The organism is Fundidesulfovibrio butyratiphilus, assembly GCF_054657235.1.
In genome coordinates this window covers 2094403-2116685 of the sequence record NZ_BAAHXA010000001.1, presented here as the reverse complement: position 1 = coordinate 2116685, position 22283 = coordinate 2094403, and the positions used below count along the sequence as shown (strand labels likewise).

The 22283-nt window shown below is 67.8% G+C and carries 14 protein-coding genes; 9 read left to right on the top strand and 5 right to left on the bottom strand.

Annotated elements, in window-relative coordinates; all coding sequences use genetic code 11:
* Nucleotides 1-148: 148 nt before the first annotated feature.
* Nucleotides 149-1456 (bottom strand): methylenetetrahydrofolate--tRNA-(uracil(54)-C(5))-methyltransferase (FADH(2)-oxidizing) TrmFO, encoded by a 1308-nt coding sequence (gene trmFO / locus ACYQ01_RS09750; RefSeq protein ID WP_459933649.1) that lies wholly within the window; start codon nucleotides 1454-1456, stop codon nucleotides 149-151.
* A gap of 228 nt (nucleotides 1457-1684) precedes the next feature.
* Here trmFO and ACYQ01_RS09745 point away from each other — a divergent pair, with 228 nt between their 5' ends.
* From ACYQ01_RS09745 to ACYQ01_RS09730, 4 genes are all read left to right on the top strand, one after another.
* Nucleotides 1685-2647 carry an ABC transporter ATP-binding protein gene (locus ACYQ01_RS09745; RefSeq protein WP_459933648.1) on the top strand — a complete coding sequence of 321 codons (963 nt, stop codon included), beginning with the start codon at nucleotides 1685-1687 and terminating at the stop codon, nucleotides 2645-2647.
* Nucleotides 2644-3639 carry an ABC transporter ATP-binding protein gene (locus ACYQ01_RS09740; RefSeq protein ID WP_459933647.1) on the top strand — a complete coding sequence of 332 codons (996 nt, stop codon included), beginning with the start codon at nucleotides 2644-2646 and terminating at the stop codon, nucleotides 3637-3639. The genes ACYQ01_RS09745 and ACYQ01_RS09740 overlap by 4 nt, the downstream gene beginning before the upstream one ends.
* On the top strand, nucleotides 3632-3793 hold the full coding sequence (locus ACYQ01_RS09735; protein WP_459933646.1) for a hypothetical protein: 162 nt from the start codon (nucleotides 3632-3634) through the stop codon (nucleotides 3791-3793). Before ACYQ01_RS09740 ends, ACYQ01_RS09735 begins: the two co-directional genes overlap by 8 nt.
* Nucleotides 3794-4075: 282 nt before the next feature.
* Nucleotides 4076-4573, top strand: coding sequence for a hypothetical protein (locus ACYQ01_RS09730; RefSeq protein WP_459933645.1), 498 nt, complete (start codon nucleotides 4076-4078; stop codon nucleotides 4571-4573).
* A gap of 80 nt (nucleotides 4574-4653) precedes the next feature.
* Here the strand turns inward: ACYQ01_RS09730 and aroE are convergent, their stop codons facing one another.
* Both aroE and queA read right to left on the bottom strand, forming a co-directional pair.
* Nucleotides 4654-5496, bottom strand: a complete 843-nt coding sequence (gene aroE / locus ACYQ01_RS09725; protein ID WP_459933644.1) for a shikimate dehydrogenase — start codon at nucleotides 5494-5496, stop codon at nucleotides 4654-4656.
* Between the two features lie 107 nt (nucleotides 5497-5603).
* Nucleotides 5604-6680, bottom strand: a complete 1077-nt coding sequence (gene queA, locus ACYQ01_RS09720) for a tRNA preQ1(34) S-adenosylmethionine ribosyltransferase-isomerase QueA (RefSeq protein ID WP_459933643.1) — start codon at nucleotides 6678-6680, stop codon at nucleotides 5604-5606.
* 263 nt (nucleotides 6681-6943) lie between these two features.
* Here queA and ACYQ01_RS09715 point away from each other — a divergent pair, with 263 nt between their 5' ends.
* The 3 genes from ACYQ01_RS09715 to pbpC all read left to right on the top strand — a co-directional run bounded on the left by ACYQ01_RS09715 (nucleotide 6944) and on the right by pbpC (nucleotide 16566).
* Nucleotides 6944-12451 carry an alpha-2-macroglobulin family protein gene (locus tag ACYQ01_RS09715; protein WP_459933642.1) on the top strand — a complete coding sequence of 1836 codons (5508 nt, stop codon included), beginning with the start codon at nucleotides 6944-6946 and terminating at the stop codon, nucleotides 12449-12451.
* 303 nt (nucleotides 12452-12754) lie between these two features.
* Nucleotides 12755-13834, top strand: a complete 1080-nt coding sequence (locus ACYQ01_RS09710) for an NAD-dependent epimerase/dehydratase family protein (RefSeq protein ID WP_459933641.1) — start codon at nucleotides 12755-12757, stop codon at nucleotides 13832-13834.
* 437 nt (nucleotides 13835-14271) lie between these two features.
* Entirely contained in the window at nucleotides 14272-16566 is a 2295-nt protein-coding gene (gene pbpC / locus ACYQ01_RS09705; protein WP_459933640.1) for a penicillin-binding protein 1C, read from the top strand.
* Here pbpC and ACYQ01_RS09700 read toward each other — a convergent pair.
* Nucleotides 16551-18239, bottom strand: coding sequence for an SGNH/GDSL hydrolase family protein (locus ACYQ01_RS09700; RefSeq protein WP_459933639.1), 1689 nt, complete (start codon nucleotides 18237-18239; stop codon nucleotides 16551-16553). The two genes, pbpC and ACYQ01_RS09700, sit on opposite strands and share 16 nt — an antisense overlap.
* Nucleotides 18240-18625: 386 nt before the next feature.
* Here ACYQ01_RS09700 and blaOXA point away from each other — a divergent pair, with 386 nt between their 5' ends.
* Both blaOXA and ACYQ01_RS09690 read left to right on the top strand, forming a co-directional pair.
* Nucleotides 18626-19441: a class D beta-lactamase gene (blaOXA, locus tag ACYQ01_RS09695; protein WP_459933638.1), complete on the top strand. Its 816-nt coding sequence runs from the start codon at nucleotides 18626-18628 to the stop codon at nucleotides 19439-19441.
* 113 nt (nucleotides 19442-19554) lie between these two features.
* Entirely contained in the window at nucleotides 19555-20586 is a 1032-nt protein-coding gene (locus ACYQ01_RS09690; RefSeq protein ID WP_459933637.1) for an alpha-hydroxy-acid oxidizing protein, read from the top strand.
* 260 nt (nucleotides 20587-20846) lie between these two features.
* On the opposite strand, the gene gltX is transcribed toward ACYQ01_RS09690, so the two are convergent.
* Entirely contained in the window at nucleotides 20847-22235 is a 1389-nt protein-coding gene (gene gltX / locus ACYQ01_RS09685; RefSeq protein WP_459933636.1) for a glutamate--tRNA ligase, read from the bottom strand.
* Nucleotides 22236-22283: the final 48 nt, after the last annotated feature.

The following is a 22283-nucleotide window of genomic DNA, read 5'->3' as shown; positions in this document are numbered from 1 at the left end:
CCGCCCAAACAGTCGATTCTTGCAGCCTGTTCAAAAAAAACTTGCTGGCAAGGCGCGCAAAATAGTCAAACCCGAAGCGGAGTTGGCATCCGTTGAGGGTTTGCGCTTTTCGTAGCAACGCAGCCAGCAAGGATTTTTCAACAGGCCGCTATTCCCAGCCGTTTTCGGCCAGCCAGGCCGTCCAGGCCTCCTCGGCGCGCCGGGCGTAGAGTTCCTTGCGGTTGGCTTTCTTGGCCCGCACGTCGAGTTCGGGCGTAAGGCCGAAATTCACGTTGGAGGGGGTGAAGCGCTTGGCCGGGCGACGCAAGTGCGCCAGCAGCGCGCCAAGTGCCGTGGTTTCGGGCGGCGCGGTCATTCCCCGGGCCAGACGATGCCCCAGCCACAGGCCGCAGGCCGCGGACTCCACGTAGCCCTCCACTCCGGTGATCTGGCCGGCCAGGAAGACGCCGGGCCGGGCGCGGAGCTCCAGGTCTTGGGTGAGGGCCTTGGGCGCGTCCACGTAGGTGTTGCGGTGAATGCTGCCCAGGCGGGCAAACTCGGCCCGCTCCAGGCCGGGGAGCATGCGAAAAATGCGCTCCTGTTCGGGGTATTTGAGCTTGGTCTGGAATCCCACCAGGTTGTAGCAGGTTTCCTGGGCGTTTTCCGGGCGCAACTGGACCACGGCGTAGGGCCGGCGTCCGGTGCGCGGGTCCGTGAGCCCCACGGGCTTGAGCGGGCCGAAGACCAGGGTCTTGACCCCGCGTTCGGCCAGGGCCTCCACGGGCATGCAGCCTTCGAAGTGGAACTCCTTCTCAAACTCGCGCGGGGCCACCTTTTCCCCGTCGAGCAGGGCCTGATGAAAGGCCAGGTATTCGTCCTTCTCCATGGGGCTGTTCAGGTAGTCGCCTTCGCCTTCCTCCCAGCGCGAGGCGCGAAACACCTTGTCCCTGTCGATGGAGTGGGCGAACACGATGGGCGCTATGGCGTCGTAGAAATACAGACTCTGCGCCCCCACCGCCCGGGCCAGATCGGCGGCCAGGTCTTCGGAGGCCAGGGGGCCGGCGGCCAAAACCACCCGGTCGAAGCCGGCGAGGGCCGGGTCCGAAAGGCCGGTTATCCGGCGTCGCTCCACGGTGACGAGGGGGCTTTCGTCCACGGTCCGGGTCATGCGGGCCGAGAAGAGCTCCCGGTCCACGGCCAAAGCCTTGCCCGCCGGCACCCGGCAGGCCCGGGCCGCGGCCATGACCGCGCTGTGCAGGGCTTCCATTTCGACCTTGAGCCGGCCGACCGCGCTGAGCGGATCGTCGGAGCGCAGGGAATTGGAACACACCAGTTCCGCCAGGCCCGGACTCGTGTGGGCCGGGGAAAAGCTGTCGGGCTTTTGCTCGAAAATGGTAGCGGTCTGTCCGGACCGGGCCAGGGCCAGGGCGCATTCGCATCCGGCCAGGCCCCCGCCGATGATGGCCGTCTTGGGCACGGGTCGCCTCCTTCTTGCCTTTGGGGCGTCAAAGCCGTAAACATGTCCAGTTTGTTGAAAAAACCCCGCTGGCCGCTTGCTTCAAAAAAGCCAAACCCTCCACGTATGCGCAATACGCTTCGGGCTTGACTTTTTTCGCGCCTCGCCAGCGAATTTTTTGAACGAACCGCGAGAACCGGCTTCGCCTGCGGGCTGTTACGGTGTTGGCATAAGCCCGGCAAGGAAAAAATGGAAACGCCCCTCCTCACCATCCGCGAGTTGAGCACCGCCTTCTTTACCGCCAAGGGCCAGGCCCTGGCCGTGGATTCGGTGAGCCTGGCCCTGGCCGCGGGCGAGATACTGGGCCTGGTGGGCGAGTCCGGGTGCGGCAAGACCGTGCTCTCCCTGTCCGTGCTGGGCCTGGTGGAGGAGCCGGGACGGGTGCTCGGCGGCCATGTCCTGTTCGACGGGCGCGACCTGCGGACCATGAGCCCGGCCGAGCTCCGCCGCGTGCGCGGGGCCGGTATCGGCATGATTTTTCAGGAGCCCATGACCTCGCTCAATCCGGTCATGCGCGTGGGCGACCAGGTGGGCGAGCCCCTGCGCGCCCACGCGGGGCTTTCCGCCAGGCGGGCCCGGCGCAGGGCCGTGGAGCTTCTGGCCGAGGTGGGGCTGCCCGATCCCGAACGGGCCGCGGCGTGCTTTCCCCACGAACTCTCCGGCGGCATGCGCCAGCGGGCCATGATCGCCATGGCCCTTTCCTGCCGGCCTCGCCTGCTCATCGCCGACGAACCCACCACCGCGCTCGACGTCACGGTGCAGAAGCAGATTCTCGACCTCATGGTCCGCCTGGTGCGGGCCAACCGCACGGCCATGCTGCTCATCACCCACAACCTGGGCGTGGTCGCCCAGACCTGCGACCGGGTGGGCGTGATGTACTCGGGCCGGGTGGTGGAGGAAAGCCCGGTGGAAGCCCTGTTTCGCGAGCCCCTGCACCCCTACACCGTCGGGCTGCTGGCCTCGGTGCCCAGGCTCGGCAGACGCGAGCGCCTGACTCCGGTGGCGGGCATGGTGCCCGCTCCCACCGACCTGCCCGCGGGCTGCCATTTTCATCCCCGCTGTCCCAGGGCCTTCGCCCCGTGCGCGCAAAAGGCCCCGCCCGTGTTCACCCCGTCTCCCGGGCGTTTCGTGCGCTGCTGGCTGCACCAATGACCCCGGCGCGTCTGGCTTTCGAAGGGGTGGGCAAGACCTACCGCGCCCGTCAGGGACTCACCGGGCGGCCGGTGCTCGTGCGCGCCGTGGACGGGGTCGACCTGGCCGTGGCCGCGGGCGAGACCTTGGGGCTGGTGGGCGAGTCCGGGTGCGGAAAGTCCACCCTGGCCCGCATGGCGGTGCGCTTGGAACGTCCCAGCGCCGGCCGGGTGCTGCTGGACGGACGCGACGTGTGGGACGACCCCGAGGCGGCCCGCCGCCTGCCCCGCACGGCCCAGATGATCTTTCAGGACCCCTTTTCGTCGCTGGACCCGCGCATGCGCGTGGGAACGAGCATCGCCGAGGGGCTGGCGGCCCAGAAAATGGGAACCGGGGCCCGGCGACGCGAGCGTGTGCTCGAACTGCTGGAGATGGTCGGACTGCGCCCCGAGCACGCGGACCGCTATCCGCACCAGTTCTCGGGTGGGCAGCGCCAGCGCGCGGCCATAGCCAGGGCGTTGGCCCTGTCGCCGTCGCTTGTGGTCTGCGACGAACCGGTTTCGGCGCTCGATGTTTCCATCCAGGCGCAGATCATAAACATTCTGGAAGAGTTGCAGGTGCGCCTGGGATTGACCTACCTCTTTATCTCCCACGATCTGGCCGTGGTCAGCCACCTGTGCGCCCGGGTGGCGGTGATGTACGCCGGACGCATCATGGAGTTGGCCCCGGCCGCCGTCCTGTACGACAATCCCCTGCACCCCTACACGCGGGTGTTGTTGGCGGCCATCCCTTCGCTGACGCCGGGCCTGGCGCGGACCGGGCCGCTGGTGCGCGAAAGCGCGGTCAAGGGGGGGGGCGAGGGCTGCCCCTTCGCCCCGCGCTGCCCCCGGGTTTTGCCCGAATGCGAGGCCCAGGCGCCGCCCTGGACCGAGGCCGCTCCGGGCCATTTTCTTCGTTGCCACGCCCGCCTGGACGACGGTTGGGACGCGGGCGATTCGGTGTCGCGTGGCTAAGCAGTCTGTTGAAAAATCCTTGCTGGCTGCGTTGCTGCGAAAAACGCAAACCCTCAACGGATACCAACTCCGCTTCGGGCTTGACTTTTTTGCGCGCCTTGCCAGCACGTTTTTTGAGCAGGTTGCAAGAATCGACTGTTTCAACGGGCTGTAGGGGGGAAGCTCCTCGCTTCGCCCTTGCAAAATACGGAAAGGCGTTTCCAGGCGCGGCGGGCGCGTTTGGAAAGACGCAACGCCGCAAGCGGCGTCCGGTTCCGGAAACGTGGCGAAAAGAAGAGGAATCACGCGGGAATGCTTCGGCTTTCCGTCGCTGGATACGTACTGGGAACGTTCGGCCTGCCGAAGGCGGACGAACGGACCACGGCGGGCAGGACGCGCCGCCGTTTTTTTCACCTGCGTCCCTGGCCGCTTCGGCGGCCCGAAAGGAGCGTATAGAATGGACCTGACCAACGATCAGTTGCAAAACCTGCTCGTCGGCAAGATCGCCCGGGTGTTTTTCTTTGAATACTGGGCGCGATTTTATTTCACCACCGAAATCGCGGGCAATTCGGTGCTGGAAGTGCCCGAGGAGGTGCTGGCCCAGTGCCGTCGCGACGTGCCGGACCTGTTCCCCCTGCTCGAAAAGAGCAACCACGCCCTGATAAGCGCCGAGGAGTCCCAGCGCCAGGTGGGGGCCTATGTGCTCGAAACCCTGGACGAGGGCAAGGGCAAGGCCGACATCGTGCTCAAGATTTTCGACTCCAAGCCCTTTCGCATCGAGTTGCACATGTTCTCGCTCTGGATCAAGGGCCACGAAACCTATCTGGATGAAAAGCGCCTGGATTTCGCCGAGTTTATCGAGCACTACCGCAACTGGCGCAAGCTGGACCAGGTGCGCGAGTTCGTGGCCAGGCTCGAAGGCATGCCGGAAGAGGACTCGCAAACCACGCACTGAGCCAAAGAACACGGGCGGACGCGAACGGGCGCGGGTCCCGTCGGTCCGCCCGGATGGCGCGGGTATCGCCTCGCGCGCCCCTACTCGATTCCAAGCGCCTGACGCAGCAGGTCGGCGGCCTGGTCCAGGGGGAGGTCTTTTCCGGTCCAGAGGCGAAACTGCTTCGCCCCCTGGCCCACGAACATGTCCAGCCCGCCGATGCCCAGGGCTCCGGCCTTTCGGGCTTCGGCCAGAAAGACGGTGACGGCCGGGTTGTAGACCAGATCGTAGGCGATCTGGTCCGGCGTCCAGGCGTAGCCGGAAAACGGCGAAAGGGCCTGGCCCGAACCGGACATGCCCAGGGGGGTGGTGTTCACCACCAGATCGGCGCGCGCGTCCAGGCGGTCGTCCCAGGCCAGCGTGCGCGCTCCGAACTCTTTGGCCAGGCTCTCGGCCCGCGGCGCGTGGCGATTGGTCACCGTGACGTCGGACACGCCCAGCATGCCGAGCCCGGCCATCACGGCCTTGGCCGCTCCGCCCGCGCCCAGCACCAGGGCGCTCTTTGGTCCGGGACGCGCGGCCAGGGGGGCGAGAAAGCCGTCCACGTCCGTGTTGTCGCCCACCAGTTTGTCGTCTTTCCAGTACAGCGTGTTCACGGCTCCGGCCAACCGGGCCTGCTCGGTGATTTCGTCCAGGAGGGGCATGACCGCCTCCTTGTGGGGAATGGTCACGGAGAGCCCGGAAATCGGCAGGGCGCGCACGGCCGCTATCAGGTCTCCGAGCCGCTCGGGAGGGGTGGGAAAGGCCAGGTAGGCGGCCTTCACGTCCCTTTGGGCGAATCCCCAGTTGTGCAGCAACGGCGACAGGGTATGGCTCAGGGGATGGCCGATGATGCCGAAAAGGCGTTCGGGAACGCGGACGGATTGGCAAAGGCGGTCAGGCATGGTCGTATCCCGGGTTGGGGGTTTCGAGGGGCCGGCGGGGCGTGTGCACGTTTCGGCCGCGTCGTCAGGGGCCAGGCTTTGCCGTGGCTTCGCCCTGGCCCGGCGCGTCAGCGGATGAGCATGGCGTCGCCGTAGGAAAAAAAACGATACTCGCGCTCCACGGCTTGGGCGTAGGCGTCGAGGATGGTTTCGCGACCGGCCAGGGCGCTGACCAGGATCACCAGCGAGGACCCCGGCAGGTGAAAGTTGGTGACCATGGCGTCCACCACGGCGAAGCGGTATCCGGGCGCGATGAAGATGTCGGTCCAGCCGCGAAACGGGGCCACGGCGCCGGTTTTGGCGAAAGCGCCTTCCAGGGCCCGGGCCGAGGTGGTGCCCACGGCCACCAGGGGACGGCCTTCGTTCTTGGCCTGGGCCACGGCTTGGGCGGTTTCCGGGGAAATTTCGGCGAATTCCGCGTGCATGTGGTGCTTGCGGATGTCGGCCTCGCGCACCGGGCTGAAGGTACCGTACCCCACGTGCAGCGTGACTTCGGCCCAGCCGAAGCCCTTTGCGGACAGGGCGGCGCGCATTTCCGGGGTGAAGTGCAGTCCGGCGGTGGGGGCGGCCACGGAGCCGGGTTTGTCCGGGGCGGCGTGCAGGGTCTGGTACCGGGAGCGGTCCTGGTCCGTGTCGGCGCGGCGGATGTAGGGCGGCAGGGGCACGTGGCCGATGCGTTCGAAGATGGCCGCCAGGTCGCCTTGCCAGCGAAGTTCCACCCGGCAGCGGCCGAAGGGACCGCGTTCGAGCACGATCACGGACAGGTCCGGCGAAAAGACGTAGGCCTCGCCGCTTTTGGGCTTTTTCGAAACCCGCACCAGCCCTTCGGCCAGAGCGCGGAATTCTTCTCCCACGGCCTTGGGTTCGAGAAGGGGCAGGGGCGTGAGCAGCAAGAACTCCACCGCCCCGCCCGTGGGTTTGACGGCCAGGAGCCTGGCCGGCAACACCTTGGTATTGTTGGCCACCAGCAGCGCTCCGGGCGGCAGGTGGTCGGCCAGTTCGGCGAAGCCGGCGTGGGCGGCCACGCCTTGGCCCTTGTCCACCACCATGAGGCGCGAGTCCTCCCGTCGCTGGGCCGGAGTCTGGGCGATGCGGTCTTGGGGCAGATCGAAGGCGTAGGATGACAACGCGAAGGGGTCGGTCATGAGCGTGGCATGTAGAAGCGAAGGCGTTTTTCGTCAAGAAGGCGTTGCCCCGGAGGTCGAAGACGCATAGACAGGGTTTGAAACGCACCATTCGCGGGCCGCGTCGTCTCTTCGGCGCGTGGCGGGCGGACGGGCGATGGGGTCGGGCGGGCCGGGCCGCCGGACAGGCGGAGGCCAAACCCGGTCCAGGACGCGCAACCTTGTCCCCGTGCCCGGGATTCCAGCCGGACCCGGCGCGGGATCGACGCAGCGGAGCGGATGCCATGAACAATACCCTCAAGAACTGGGCCATTGCCGCGCTTCTCGTGGTGGTGGCCGTGCAGGGCTTTTTCCTGTTCGATCGCCGGACGGTTCCCGCGCCGCAGGCCCCGGCCGAAAGCGCCCAGCCGGCGAAACCGGGAGCCGAGCCCGGTGAAGCCACATCCCCTCCGGCCAAGGCCCGCTCCCCCGAGATCATAAGCTTCACCCGCGACACGCGCGCTCCCTACGGCGTGTACTTCGGTTTCAACGCCCCGGCGGGACCCGAGACGAGCCAGGGCCCTCTGGAGCGTCCGCCCTTCGACGTCTCTCCGGGAATCGAGGGCGAATGGCTCTGGATGGGACCCTATGTCCTGCGCTTCACGCCCAAGGACGCCTCGTCGCTGGACCCGGCCAAGGACTACGTCTTCACCGCCCGCGCGGACCTTCTGCCCCAGGGGCGACATCTCGCCGGCAAGACCGCCTTCACCCTCAAGGCGCAGGGGTTGGCCCTGCCCTCTGTCAAGACCGAACTCGATCCCGTTTCCGGCAAGACCGGGCAGGTCAAGGTGCGCGTCTTTCTGCGCTTCACCCGCGAGGTGGACCCCAAGGCCGTGCTGCAGGCCGTGCGCCTGGTCGATCCCAAGCGCGGCCCCGGCGACCCGGTGCCTCTGGCCCTTGACCCGCAAAGCGACGAAGGTCCCTGCTTCGATCCCATCCTGACCAGCGAGCCGGTCACGGCCGAACAGACTCCGCGCACCCTGACCGTTTTGGCCGACGCGGGCTCCATCGTGTCCACCAAGGGCTACCGTCTGACCCAGCCCCTGCTCGAACCCGTGACCGTGGCCTTCAGCCCCCTGTTGCGCCTGGTGGAATTGCGGACCGCCCCGGGCGACCAGAATCTTTCCGGCGAAGAAACACCGGGCGAAGTCCGTCTGCGCTTCAGCTCGCGGGTCGCGCCCGAGGCCCTCAAGGACGTGCTGACCGTCACGCCCCAGGTGGATTTCGCCGCCAGCCGGGACTCGGGCGATATCGTCTTGAACGGCCCCTTCAAGCCCGGCCAGACCTACGCCTTCACCCTGCGCCAGGGCCTGGTCGCCGTGGACGGGGCCAGGCTGGAGGAAGGGCTTTCCCGCTCCCTGACCATGCCCGACGCCCAGCCCAGGGTGTGGTTCGCCCAGCCCGGCATGTTCCTGCCCAAGAGCGGATCCCAGTCCGTGGCCCTCGACGCCGTGAACCTGGGACAGGCCTTTGTGCGCATCGAACGCGTCTACCGCAACAACATCTTTTTCAGCCTGAGCTATTACGACCAGTCCACCTTCGAAAGCGAAACCTACGGCTCGTCGGTTTTGCCGTATCTCGGCGAAACCATCGGGGAGTTCAAGGTGCGGTTCGCCAAGGCCAGAAACGAAACCCGGCAGGTCCCGCTGAACGTGGGCGCCCTGGTCAAGGACTACGCCCCCGGGTTCTACCGGGTGAGCGTGGGCCGCGACCAGGACGTGGCCGACCAGCAGCGCTGGCTGCTCATCACGGACATCGGGTTGGCGGCCAAGCGCTCCAATGACGAACTGCTCGTCTGGGCCACCTCGCTCAAGGACCTTTCGGCCCTGGCCGGCGCCAAGGTCACCGTGCTCTCCACCAAGAACCAGCCCCTGTACCAGGGAACCACCGACGCGAACGGTCTGTGGCGGGGCAAGGGCCTTGCCTCCCTGGACGAGAACCAGCAGCCCTTTCTCGTGGTGGTGGAGAAGGGCGGCGACATGACGTTTCTGCACTTCGAACGTTTTCTCACCGACACCACGGGCCTGGACGTGAGCGGCGTGGACCTGCCCCCTTCGGGCTACCAGGCCTTCGCCTGGGGCGAGCGCGACATCTACCGGCCGGGAGAAACCGTGCGCCTGGCCGTGGCCGTGCGCGATCCGGCCCTCAAGGCCCCGCCGTCCATTCCGCTCAAGCTGGTCTATTCCGACGCCCAAGGCCGCGAGTTCGCCACCGACACCGCGCGTACCGACGCCCAGGGCCTGGCCACCCTCAGCCGGACCATTCCGGTCCTTTTTCCCACCGGTCCCTACGCCGTGTCCATCCTGGCCGGCGAGGAGGAGATAGGCCAGTACCGGTTCGAGGTGGAGGACTTCAAGCCCGACCGCATCACCGTGTCCGTCGCCGCGGACAAGGACGCGGCCGCTCCCGGCCAGGATCTGGCCTATACCGTGACCGGCGACTACCTGTTCGGCGCGCCGGCCTCCGGCCTCGGGGTGGAAACTTCGGCGCGTCTGGTCAAGACCGACTTCGCGCCCAAGGGGTTGGAAGGCTTCGTGTTCGGCGATCCCGAACGGGCCTTCGAGCCCGTGGATCTCACGGACGCCACGGGCAAGCTCGGTGCGGACGGCAAGGCCTCCTTCGTTGCCGCCGTGCCCCAGGGCCTTAAGCCGCCGGCCGCGCTGTCGGCCCAGCTCACGGCCAGGGTCAGCGAGGAGGGCGGACGCGGCGTGGCCGCCCGGACGCTGGTGCCCGTGCATGCCTACGCGGCTTATCCCGGCTTGGCCAGGCTGGCCGATTCGGGCCTGGCTCCGGGCGTGGCCCACGCCTTCGACTACGTGGTGGTGGACCCGCAAGGGCGCGAAATCGCCGCCAAGTCCCTGGTGGCCGAACTCTACGAGGATCGCTGGCAGACCGTGCTGCGCCGCGACGGTCCGGGCTACCGCTACGAAACCAAGCGCGACAGCCGCCTGGTGGAGCGCCGCGAACTGGCCTCCCCCGGGGCCAGGGGGCAGGTGAGCCTCACCCCGCCCAAGTTCGGGGCCTACCGCCTGCGTCTGAGCGACCCGGACTCCGGGGCCTGCGCGCAGCTCTCGTTTTACGCCCGGGGGGAAGGCTTCAACCCCTGGGCCGTGGAGAATCCGGCCAAGCTGGAGTTCGTTGCGCCCAAGGCCGACTACCGGCCCGGCGAGACCGCCAGACTCCAGGTGCGCGCGCCTTTTTCGGGCAAGCTCCTGGTCACGGTGGAGTCCGATACGGTCAAGGACGTCTTCGTGCGCGACATGGCCGGCAACACCGCCGAAGTGGACGTGCCCATCCGGCAGGGCTACAGCCCCAACGTCTACGTGACCGGCGTGCTGGTGCGAAAGGGCGCGGACGTGGCTCCGGGCCAGGCCGGACGCGCCTTCGGCACCCTGAGCCTGGGCGTGGGCCGCGAGGCCGGACGCCAGGAGGTGACCATCCTCGCCCCCGAGACCGTGCGTCCCCTGACCCGGCTTACCGTGACGGCCAAGGCCGATCCCGGGGCTCTGGTCACCCTGGCCGTGGTGGACGAGGGCATTTTGCAACTGGTGGCCCAGAAGACGCCGGACCCGTGGTCCACCTTCTACGCCAAGCGCGCCTTGCAGGTGAACTCCTACGACACCTTCGCCCTGCTGTTGCCCGAGCTTCGCGCCCGGATGTTGCGCGCTCCGGCCGGCGGCGACGAGGATATGAGCCGCTTTCTGCGCACGCAAAGCCCCCAGGGCGAGAAGTCCGTGGCCTTCTGGAGCGGTCCGCTCAAGGCCGACGCCCAGGGCCGGGTCCAGTATTGCGTGGACCTGCCCCAGTTTCAGGGCGCGGTGCGCATCATGGCCGTGGCCGTGAACGGGGCGCGTTTCGGGTCGGCCCAGCGCCTGACCCGGGTCAAGAGTCCCCTGGCCCTCTTGCCCACCTTTCCCCGCTTCGCCCAAATGGGAGACGAAATGTTCGTGGGCGTGGCGGTGCGCAACGACACGGGCAAGGACGGCGCCTTCCAGGTGGACATGTCCGCCACCGGGCCGCTCGGTGTAGACCAGGGCCGCCAGACCGTGAACGTGCCCTCCGGGTCCCAGGTCTCGGCGGTGTTCGTCGTGCGGGCCGCCCAGTCCGAGGGCGTGGGGGCGCTTTCCGTCACGGCCTCGGGCAACGCCGAGACCACCCAGGCCCGAACCGAGCTCTTGGTGCGTTCGCCCCTGCCGGCCAGGAGCGTCCTGGTTTCGGGGCAGGCCCAGGCCCGGACCGTTGCCTTGGGCCAGGCCTCGGACCAGGGATTCTTGCCCGGAACCGTGCGCCGCGACCTGCGCCTGGGCCGGCTGCCGGTGATCCGTTTGGCCGGCAAGCTGGAAAATCTGCTGGGCTATCCGTACGGATGCGCCGAGCAGACCGTTTCCAAGGCCTTTCCGCTGCTCTACTTCGCGGATTTGGCCAAGCGCATCGACCCCAAGGCCCTGGCCGACGCCTCGCCCCAGTCCCAGGTGCAGGCGGGAATCGGCCGGCTCCTGACCATGCAGACGCCTTCGGGAGGCTTTACGCTCTGGCCGGGCGGCGAAACCGAACACGCCTGGACCACGGTCTACGCGACGCATTTTCTGCTCGAAGCGTCCCGGGCCGGCTACCAGGTGATGCAAAACGACCTGAACCAGGCGCTCTCCGCCGTGGCCGCCCTGGTCAAGGCTCCCAGACGCGACGACGCCTTCAAGACCACGGCCTACGGGCTGTACGTTTTGGCCCGGGCCGGCAAGGCCGACAAGGGCCAGATGGACCGGCTGCAAAGCAAGGATCTGGACGCCATGAGCGCCGACGCCGTGGGACTTTTGGCCGCGTCCTACGCGGCCGTGGGCGACACCCGGACCGCCGATGTCCTGTTGGCCCGTCCCGGCGCGCCCGCGCCCGCCGAGCCCCAGGCCGACGTGTTCGACTCGGGGCTGCGCGCCCAGGCCCTGTTGACCGTGGCCCTGGCCGACGCGGCCCCGTCCTCGCCCCGGACCGCCGAGGCCGCCCGCACCCTGGCCCGACTGCTGGAGTCCGATCCGGCCCCCACCACCCAGGAGGCCGCCGTGGCCTTCATGGCCTTGGGCAAGCTGGCCGCCAGGGATCAGGCCTTGCCCGCCTGCGCCGGACAGGTGCTGGCTTCGGGAAAGGTCCTGGCCGCCTTCGATACGGCCAGCATCCTGTCCCTGTCCGACATCCGGGACCAGGGGCCGTTGTCCCTGGCCCTGTCCGAGGAGTGCCGGCCCGAGGCGGTCTTCTACACCCTGGAGACCAGGGGCATTCCCGCGCCTTCGGCTTTCAAGCCGGAAAGCCGCGGCCTGGAGATCCAGCGCGTGTTCCTGGACCGCGACGGCAAGCCTCTGGACCCGGCGAATCTGGTTCAGGGACAGGGCGTCGTGATCAAGACCTCGGTGCGCTCGGTTTCCGGTCCGGTCCGGCATGTGGCCGTCTCCCAGCTCCTGCCCACCGGGCTGGAAGTGGAGAACCCGCGCCTGGCCAGCACCGACCGTCTGCCCTGGATGGAGGCCGCGCCCGCGGCCACCGCGTACGTGGACATGCGCGCCGACCGGGTCAACGCCTTCCTGGACCTGCGAAAGGACGCCTGGGCCGATCTCTACACCCTGTGCCGGGCCGTGATTCCCGGGCGTTACGCCCTGCCTCCGGCCCAGGCGGAAGCCATGTACTACCCCGAATTGCGCGCCGACACCGAACTGAAGACCCTCGGCGTGGCTCCGGGCAAGGAGGGAGAACGCGTGGCGAAGTAGGGTCGCCGGCTGTGACCGGCTCCCGCGCGCGGCCGCATGGTCGCGCCGGGGGCGGTCGGAGCGCCAATGCCGCTTGCCACGGCCCGGCCCGGAAACGCGGTGTTTCCGGGCCGGGCGCGTGTTTCCGGCGTCGCCGGCGTCGGGGACGGGCAGATGGCCTGGCCTGAGGATTGCCGGTTGCAAGGCTGTGACATGGCGGGTAGTGTGCGCGGCAAAATTGTCGTGGATTGAGTTTTACAATACTCCGCTTTTGCGAATCGATGAACATTCTTCCGGCGGTTTCTCCGCCAGGGAGCTTTTTCCATGCCGAAATGCGACGGCGCGATCCTGGTCACCGGCGGAGCCGGCTTTGTGGGCTCCAACCTGGCCATGGCCTTCAAGGCCAAGTATCCGGACCAGGAAATCCTCGTGCTCGACAATCTCAAACGGCGCGGCTCCGAGTACAACCTGCCCCGCCTGGCCGCCGCCGGCATCAAGTTCTTGCACGGCGACATCCGCAACCCCGAAGACCTGAACCTCCAGACCCGTATCGGTCTGCTGCTGGAATGTTCGGCCGAGCCCTCGGTGCTGGCCGGCTTCGGCGGCAGCCCCGAGTACCTGGTGAACACCAACCTGGTGGGCACCTTCAACTGCCTGGAAATGTGCCGCAAGCACAAGGCCGACGTGGTGTTTCTCTCCACCAGCCGGGTCTACGCCTACGACGCCCTGAACGCCGTGCCGGTGAACGAGGGCGACACGCGTCTGGTCTGGGCCGTGGAGCAGGGGCCCCGGGGCTGGAGCCCGGCCGGCGTGGACGTGGACTTTTCCATACAGGGGCCCAAGTCCATGTACGGGGCCACCAAGCTGTGTTCGGAATTCATCCTGGAAGAGTACCGGGCCATGTACGGCCTGCGCGCCGTGGTGAACCGTTGCGGCGTGATCGCCGGTCCCTGGCAGTTCGGCAAGGTGGATCAGGGGGTGTTCTCGCTGTGGATGCAGGCCCACTACTTCAAGCGCAAGCTGGGCTACATCGGTTTCGGCGGAACGGGCAAGCAGGTGCGCGACCTGTTGCACCCGGAAGACCTCTTCCTTTTGCTCGACAAACAGACCTCGGACTGGGACAAGGCCGACGGCAAGATCTACAACGTGGGCGGAGGCCTGGGCGTGAGCCTGTCGCTTTTCGAGACCACCATGCTCTGCCGCGACATCACCGGCAACGTGATCGAGGTGACCGGCGACCCGGAAAACCGGCCCGCCGACCTGGGCATCTATGTTACGGACAACACCCGCGTCAGCGCCGAGTTCAACTGGGAACCCAAGAAAAGCGCCCGCGATATCCTCGAAGACCTTTACGCCTGGATCAAGGACAACGAGAAAGCCCTGGCCCAATTGGCCAAGCTCTAGCAGGCTGTTGAACAATCCTTGCTGGCTGCGTTGCTGCGAAAAACGCAACCCCTCAACGGATGCCAACTCCGCTTCGGGCTTGACTTTTTTGCGCGTCTTGCCAGCACGTCTTTGAACAGGCTGCAAGAGTCGACTTTTGGGGCGGGCTGCTAGGCGCGGCAACGAACCGAGCGCGGGCAAGGCTTCAGGAGTCCGGGTGACGCGTGTCCCGGTTGTGGTCGCGCCCGGGGACGGGCGGACCGGAAGGCGGGGCGCGGCGGGCCCTGGCGCCGTCGATCGCGGATGTCCCGGAGGGTTCGCCGTCGCAGGGGGGTCGACGCGGGATTGAGGAAAGCCGGGTGAAGGAAGCCGCCGCGAAAAACGCCGAAGCGCCTGCGAACGCGCCGCCGCGCGCGTCTGGTCCGGTCCGGCCGCGACACCTGGTGCGCTTGCGGAGCGTGCGGATCGCGCTGATCGTCCTGGCGCTGCCCGTGGCCCTTTTTTTTCTGCTGAACGCGCTGTTTCCCTTTCCCGTGGAACGGCTCGCGCCAAAGCCGTCGCGCATGATCCTTTCCGACCGGGGCGAGCCGTTGACCTACTCCCTGGCCCCGGACCAGATGTGGCGGTTCCCGGTCGCGTTGGACCAGGTGGCCGAGGTGTTTCCCGCCTGCCTGATCGCCAGCGAGGACCGTCACTTCTTTTCCCATCCGGGCGTGAATCCGGTGTCGCTGTTTTCGGCCCTGGTCGACAACCTGCGGGCCGGTCGGGTGGTGCGGGGCGGGTCCACCATCACCATGCAGGTGGCCCGGTTGGTCGAGCCCAAGCGCCGCACCTACCGGGCCAAGCTGGTGGAGGTCTTTCGGGCCGCGCAGCTCGAACTGCGCTTTTCCAAACGCCAGATTCTCGAATTCTACCTGAACCTCACGCCCTACGGGGGCAACCTGGTGGGCGTGGGCGCGGCCAGCCGGTTCTACTTCGGCAAGGCCCCCGGCCAACTGTCCCTGGCCGAAGCCGCGCTGCTGGCCGCCATCCCCCGCGCGCCCGTTCGCTACCATCCGGTGCGCCGTCCCGAAGCCGCGCGCAAGGCGCGCTCCGCCGTGCTGGACGCCCTGCAAGACGTGGGCGGAGCCGATCCGGCTGCCATCGCCTTGGCCCGGGAGCGCGACCTGCCCCTGGCCCTGGCGCGCGTGCCGCTTGTGGCGCCGCATTTTTGCCGCATGATGGCGGCTCGCTTCCCAAACGAGCCGACCGTGCGCACCACCGTGAACGGACGCATCCAGGAGACCGTGCGCTCCCTGGTCCGCACCCGTCTGGGCGAGCTGCGGGCCATGGGGGTGGAAAACGCGGCCGTGGTGGTCGAGGACCTGGCCACCCGGTCCGTGGCGGCCCTGGTCGGCTCGGCCGACTACCTGGACGACGCGCATCACGGCCGGGTGGACGCGGCCAGGTCTCCCCGGTCTCCGGGGTCGGCCCTCAAGCCCTTTCTCTACGCCTTGGCCTTCGACCGGGGGATCCTTTCGCCGGGGTCGTTTCTGCTCGACGTTCCGGTGAGCTTCGGCGGCTACGAGCCCAAGAACTACGACGGCGCGTACCGGGGCCGGGTGAGCGCCGACGAGGCCCTGATCCACTCCCTGAACGCCCCGGCCGTGCGCCTGCTGGCCGAGGTGGGGCCTTCCGGCTTTCTGGAGCTTTTGCGCGCGGGCGGCCTCACCACCCTGGATCGGCCCTCGGCCCATTACGGGCTCTCCCTGGTGCTGGGCGGAGGCGAGGTGACCCTTTTCGACCTGACCAACCTCTACGCGGCCCTGGCGTTGGGCGGCCGTTTCGCCCCGGCGCGCCTGCGCCCCCAAGACGAGGCGCGGCCCGCGCCGCTGCTTTCGCCCGAGGCCTGCGCCCTGACCGTGGACATCCTGGCGCGCCTGGAACGTCCGGATCTGCCGGCCGGGCCCGACCGGGCCAGGGGCGTGCCGGCCGTGGCCTGGAAGACCGGCACCTCGTTCGGCCACCGCGACGCCTGGGCGCTGGGCGTGAGCGCTCGCTACGCCGTGGGCGTCTGGACCGGCAATGTGGACGGCCGTCCGGTCAAGGGGATTTCCGGGGCTCGCCAGGCCGCGCCGTTGCTCTTCGACGTGTTTCGGGCCCTGGAGCCCGATGGGCAGTCCTTGCCCATCCCCAGGGACCTGGCCCTGGGCCAGGCCGAGGTCTGCGCCGAGTCGCGCCAACTGCCCGGCCCGGACTGCCGCAACACGGTGCGCATACCGGTCATTCCCGGGGTCACCAGGCTCGGGCCCTGCCCGGTGCATCGGCGCGTGCTGACGGACGCCCGCACCGGCCTGCTTGTGGCCGGGGAGTGCCTGAAAGGGCGCGAGGTGCGGGAAGAGGTGGTGGCGATCTATCCGCCGGAACTGGTGGCCTGGTGGCGGGCCGGAGGCGCGCCCGTGCCGCAGGGGCCGCGCCCCGACCCGGACTGCCCGCATCAGGCCTTGGTCGGCGAACCGCCGCGTATCGTGTCTCCCCGGCCGGACGCGGCCTATCGCGCGCCCCAGGGGCATGTCCGGTCTTTCGAGCGGGTGGGGCTTTCGGCCCATGCGGCCGCCGGAGTGCGCGAGCTGGCCTGGTTTCAGGACGGGTTGCTCGTGGCCAAGGGCGCTCCCGGAGAGGCGTTGTTCCTGGAGTTGGCTCCGGGCCGCCACCGCCTGGTGGTGGTGGACGACCAGGGCCGGTCGGACGCGGTGCGCTACCGCGTGGAATGAGGCGCGCCGTCCGGTTCGGGCTCCTGGGCGCAGCCGCGCAGGTCGGCCTTTTCGTGGAGGGCGTCGAAAAAGAAGAGTCGTTCCTTCTGAAAATAGAGTTCCGCCTGCCCGGTGAGCTCCACTTCCAGGGTCACGGGTGCGCCCGCGCTGTCCGGCAGACGCAGGCCGTACGCCTGGGAGATTTCCGGGAACAGGTTCTTGTCGGTTTCCTTGAGGCGAAACACGACCGTGGTTTTGTCGGAAGAGCGGGATACGACCCGCACTTCGTCCCCCAGGGCGACCAACCTGGGATAGAAGACGGCGTTGTGGAACCCGGCCGTCGGGGTCACCCGCACGACGAGCCTGCCCGCAGGCTTGCCGGGGGCCGGAGCGTAGAAGCCCCAGGCCCCGAAGGCCTGGTCCACTTTTTTCAGGTCCGTGGTGGAGACGATTTCGCTGGCGAGGGCCCGGGACAGGTCCTTGGGCCAGCCGTAATCGAGCATGCACCGGCCATGGTTCAGGATCGGCCGAAAGGCGGAGGCGAAGGCTTGGTCGGACAGGGACGCGCAGTCCCCGCCCAGGGCCTTGCGAAACCAGTCCATGCCGCAAAGACCGGTCTGGACGCTCCGGGCAAGGGCCAGGTTGCCCAGGGGGGTGTAGTGCTGGGCGTCCACAAAGACGCGAAAGATGTTGGGTTCTTTGGCGGACAGGGCGTCCAGGGCCGGCTGGGGATCCACCAGGGGCGCGTCTTCTTTCCGGGCCAGGTCCTGGTCCGTCTGGCTGACGTAGGTTCTTCCGAACACGAAGCAGGGGTCCACATCGTAGGGCAGTCGCGCCCTAGCCTGCTGGACGTTTTCCCCGGGTCCCACGATCCAGGGGTGGTTCACCAGGACCACGGCTATGCCTTGAGCTTTCCTGAGCTCCATGAACTTCTTGATGTTGTCCCGGTAGCCGAAGCGTTCGATCCGTTCCAGGTAGGTTTCGGCCGGGGCCTGGGGAACGTCCTGTCCGGTCGGATGCGGCCGGGCCAGGGAATCGGCCAGGCGGTGCATGGTCCGGTAGAAGCTCGAGTGCATGAGAAACGTGTTCAGGGCGTGCAGGGGGCCGGGCGGGTTGGCGTTGACCAGGGCCAACAGGGCGGTTTTTTTGTCCATCCGTTGCTGGAGGATTTTGGGATTCTGGGACGCCAGGATGTCGTTCAGGCCGTCCATCAGGAGGTAGAGGTCGGGTTGCAGGACGTCCAGTTCGACCCGGCTGCGGATGAGACTGTGCCAACTGTGGTAGCCCATGACCCCGGCGTTGATGACCTCAACCTTGACGGGGCGGTCCCGGCCCGTCAGTTCGAACAGACGCTGGAGAAGCTCGGGATAGCCCAGGCCCGGCTTGGAGCCCACGCCGTAGGTGGTGGAGCCCCCCAGGCAGACGATGCGGTAGGTGTTTTTCGGCTTCTTGCGCGCGAAACGCCGGCCGCGCGAATCCACGAAGAGGTTCGGGTCGGCGTTGTCGCCCTGGTTCAGCGTGTAGCCCAGTTCCGGGTCGTACTTTGCCAGGGCCTTGGCCGCGTCGAGCGGTCCTGCGCTTTGGGCGGGCGCGTCGTCGCGGGAGCCTTTCCAGCCCTCGTACAAGCGGCTGCCTCCTTCCAGAAGGCCGAAGAACAGCACGAAAACCAGCAACGAGACCGCGAAAGTGCGCAATGGAGATACCGTGTCCTTGGCTTGCGGATCCGCCGAACGCCTTTGCGCGTGACGAAAAACCCCCAGGCCGGGGGAGAAGCGTCTCGCAGGGGGGGCGCAGCCGCGTTTTTCAGGCGGATTGTCGTCGAACGCATCCATGCCGCCGAGCGTCCTTCACCAAAAGTCCGCGTTTCGGCACTGGCCGCACGTAGTCCGAAACCCCGCGTTTATCAAGAATCAAGCCCGGAGGCGGCAAACCGCGAGCCCGCGCCGCCGTCTTTGCCAAGTCCATGTCGATCGTGGTAGCCTTTCACAAGGCGCGGCTTCAATCCGTGAGGTTCGCCGCCCGCCTGGCACAAGCCCGGCGGGGAGCCGGGGCACACCCATACCGCCCAAGGAGATGGCGCATGATCGGACGCCTGTTTTGCATGCTTGTCGTGACGTTCGGCCTGCTGGGCTGCGCGGCCAAGGGGCCTGTCGCGCCCCCCGGGCTCACCGAACAGCCGCAGTGGGGAGCCGTCTTCGAAAAAGCCGGCGTGCGGGGCACGCTGGTGCTCAAGCGCGAGGGCGATCCCAAAACCTACGTCTTCGACTCCAAACGGGCGGCCACGGGCTACCTGCCCGCCTCGACCTTCAAGATCATGAGCGCCCTCATCGCGCTGGAGACCGGCGTGGCCGACGGCCCCGAGGCCCTCTTCGCCTGGGACGGCGTCACCCGCGAGGTCCCGGCCTGGAACCAGAACCTGAGCCTGCGCCGAGCCTTTCAGGTGTCGGCGGTGCCCGTGTTCCAGGTCATCGCCCGGCGCATCGGCCCGGAACGCATGAGTTGGTATGTGCGGGCCAGCCGCTACGGCAACGCCACCATCACCGGCGCGCCCATCGACGCCTTCTGGCTGGAGGGAAGCTTGCGCATCTCGGCCCTGCAACAGGTGAATTTTCTTTCGCGCCTCTACCGGGACAGGCTGCCGTTTTCCTCGTGGGCCATGGACATCGTCAAGGACATGATGGCCGAAAAGGGACCCGATTACGTCTTCCGCACCAAAACCGGGCTGCTGTCCCGCAACGGCCACCCCGAGCTGGCCTGGTGGGTGGGCTGGCTGGAACGCGGCGGCGATGTCTGGCACTTCGCCCTCAACATCGACGTGGACAAGCCCGAGCAGGTTCCCCAGCGCAAGCTCATCGTGCTGGAAGTGCTGCGCATGCAGGGGCTCATGCCCCAATAGTCGCGCACGGCCGGTCTTTGGCCTCGCGCGGGGCGGGTGTGGACGCGGCCTGTTCGTTCGACGCAAAATCGCAAATCGACCCCGCCCGGGAGACCGGGCCTTGGAGGAGCAACATGGACCTCGCGGCTGTGAGAAAGATCGCCAAGGAAGCCCTCAAGGGAGCGTGTCGGGTCTGCCCGGTGTGCGACGGCAGGGCCTGTGTGGGCGAAGTGCCCGGCATGGGCGGAACGGGCACCGGAGCGTCGTTTTTCGCCAACGTCCAGGCGCTCAAACGGTACCGGCTCAACCTGCGCACCATCCACGGGGTGAAAAGCGTGGACACCGGACTGGAACTCTTCGGCCGGAAACTCGCCCTGCCCGTGCTGGGCGCGCCCATGACCGGAACCACCTACAACATGAACGCGGCGATCACCGAGGCCGAGTTCGCCAGATGCGTCGTGGACGGATGCCTCAAGGCCGGAACCCTGAGCATGACCGGAGACGGGGCCGATCCGGCCATGTACCAGTCCGGCCTGGACGCCATTCAGGCCGCCGGCGGGGCGGGTGTGCCCATCATCAAGCCCCGCTCCCAGGAGGACGTCATTAAACGCGTGCGCGAGGCCGAAGCCGTGGGGGCCGTGGCCGTGGGCATGGACGTGGACGGCGCGGGGCTTATCACCATGGCCCTCAAGGGCCAGCCCGTGGGCCCCAAGACCTTCGAGGAAATACGCGAGCTGGCCGCCCTGGCCAAGGCGCCCTTTGTGGTGAAAGGCGTCATGACCGTGGACGAGGCCGAACTGGCCGTGCGCGCCGGGGCCTGCGCCATCGTGGTCTCCAACCACGGGGGACGCGTACTCGACCACACGCCGGGAAGCGCCGAGGTGCTGCCCGCCATAGCGGCCAAGGTCAAGGGCCGTATCGCGGTCCTGGCCGACGGCGCGGTGCGCACCGGCATCGACGTGCTCAAGATGTTGGCCCTGGGCGCGGACGCCGTGCTCATCGGTCGCCCCCTGGTTTGGGCCGCCGTGGGCGGCGGGGCCGACGGCGTGGCCGCGTATCTGGAAAAGATCAAAAACGAACTCGTGTCCGCCATGCTGCTCACAGCCGTGCCCAACGTCCGCGAGGTTTCGCCCGCGATCCTGTCGCCCGCGCCGGCGGAGTTGTAGGGGCGCGAAAAGCGTCTTCGGCGGCCGGGGCATGCTGTTCCTCGGCCCCGCAGAATGACGAAGGCCTTCCGGGCCGGCTGTGCCGGCCCGGAAGGCCTTCGTTCTTGAAACGTTTCCACGCGCGTCCGGTCAGCTCGCGCGTGGGCCAGGCGTCCGGGGATCGTTCGCCGCGCTCGGGAGGTCCAGGGAGGGGCCCCCTCTGGCCGCCGGGGGCGTTTTGCGCCCGTCCGGGCCGCCGCGCCCGACCCGCTCCGGGCCGATCAGCCCAGAACGCGGTCCAATCGGGCCAGGGTGCGCTCCTTGCCCAGGCATTCCATGACCTCGAACAGGCCGGGGCTGGCGGTGCGGCCGGTCAGGGCCACCCGCAAGGGTTGGGCCAGCAGTTTGAACTTTACGGCCTTGCGTTCGAGAAAGGCCTGGACCAGGCCTTCGAGCCCGTCGTGGGTGAAGGCGTCGAGGCCGCCCAGGTCCTGGCGCAGTTCGGCCAGCAGGGGCATTGTCTCGGCGGTCAGGAACTTGGCCTTGGCCTTGTCGTCCATGGGCAAGGCGTCGTCCGGGGAGAGAAAGATCACGGCCTGGTCCGCCATTTCCGCCAGGGTGCGCGAGCGCGGCTGCAAAAGCGGCAGGAAGCCCTTGATGTAGTCCCGGTCCGTGGAAGGCAGGCCCTTTTTGTCCAGGAACTCGGCCAGGAGGTCGCAAAGCCGGTCCGGGAGGCATTCCTTGATGTAGTGTTGGTTCAGCCAGAGCAGCTTTTCCGTGTCGAACACCGAGGCCGACTTGCCCAATGCCTTGACCGAAAAATATTTGACCAGCTCCTCGCGGGAGAAGAGTTCCTGGTCGCCGTAGGACCAGCCCAGGCGGGCCAGGCAGTTGAGCATGGCCTCGGGCAGGATGCCCTGGGCCCCGTATTCGAACACCGCCGTGGCCCCGTGACGCTTGGAGAGCTTTTTCTTGTCGCCGCCGAGGATCATGGGCACGTGGCCGAAGGCCGGCAGGGGCAGGTCCAGGGCCTGATAGATGAGAATCTGGCGCGGAGTGTTGTTCATGTGGTCGTCGCCGCGCACCACGTGGGTCACGCCCATGGTGGCGTCGTCCACGACCACGGCCAGGTTGTAGGTGGGCGTGCCGTCGGTGCGGCGCAATACCATGTCGTCGAGCTCGGCGTTTTCGAAGCGAACCGGTCCGTGGATCAGGTCCTCCACCAGGGTGGAGCCCGAAAGCGGGGCCTTGAGCCGCACCACCCGGCCGGGTCCGGGGCCGAGTCCCTTTTCGCGGCAGCAGCCGTCGTATTTGGGCTTGCGTCCTTCGGCCCTGGCCCGTTCGCGCATGGCCTCCACCTCTTCGGGCGTACAGGAGCACCAGTAGGCGTGGCCGTTTTCCAGCATGCGGTCGATGTAGGCGTTGTACAGGTCGAAGCGCGAGCTCTGGTGAATGGGCTCGCCGTCCCAGTCCAGGCCCAGCCAGCGCATGGAGGCGAGAATCCCTTCGGTCATGGCCGGGTCGGAGCGTTGGGTGTCCGTATCTTCGATGCGCAGAAGAAAGGTTCCTCCGGCCTGGCGGGCCATGAGCCAGTTGAAGATGGCCGTGCGCGCCCCGCCGATGTGCAGGTGTCCGGTGGGGCTGGGGGCGAACCGTGTGACGATGCTCATGTGGCCTCCGCAGGCGGACGGGCCGGACCGGGTCCGAAAAGTCCGCGA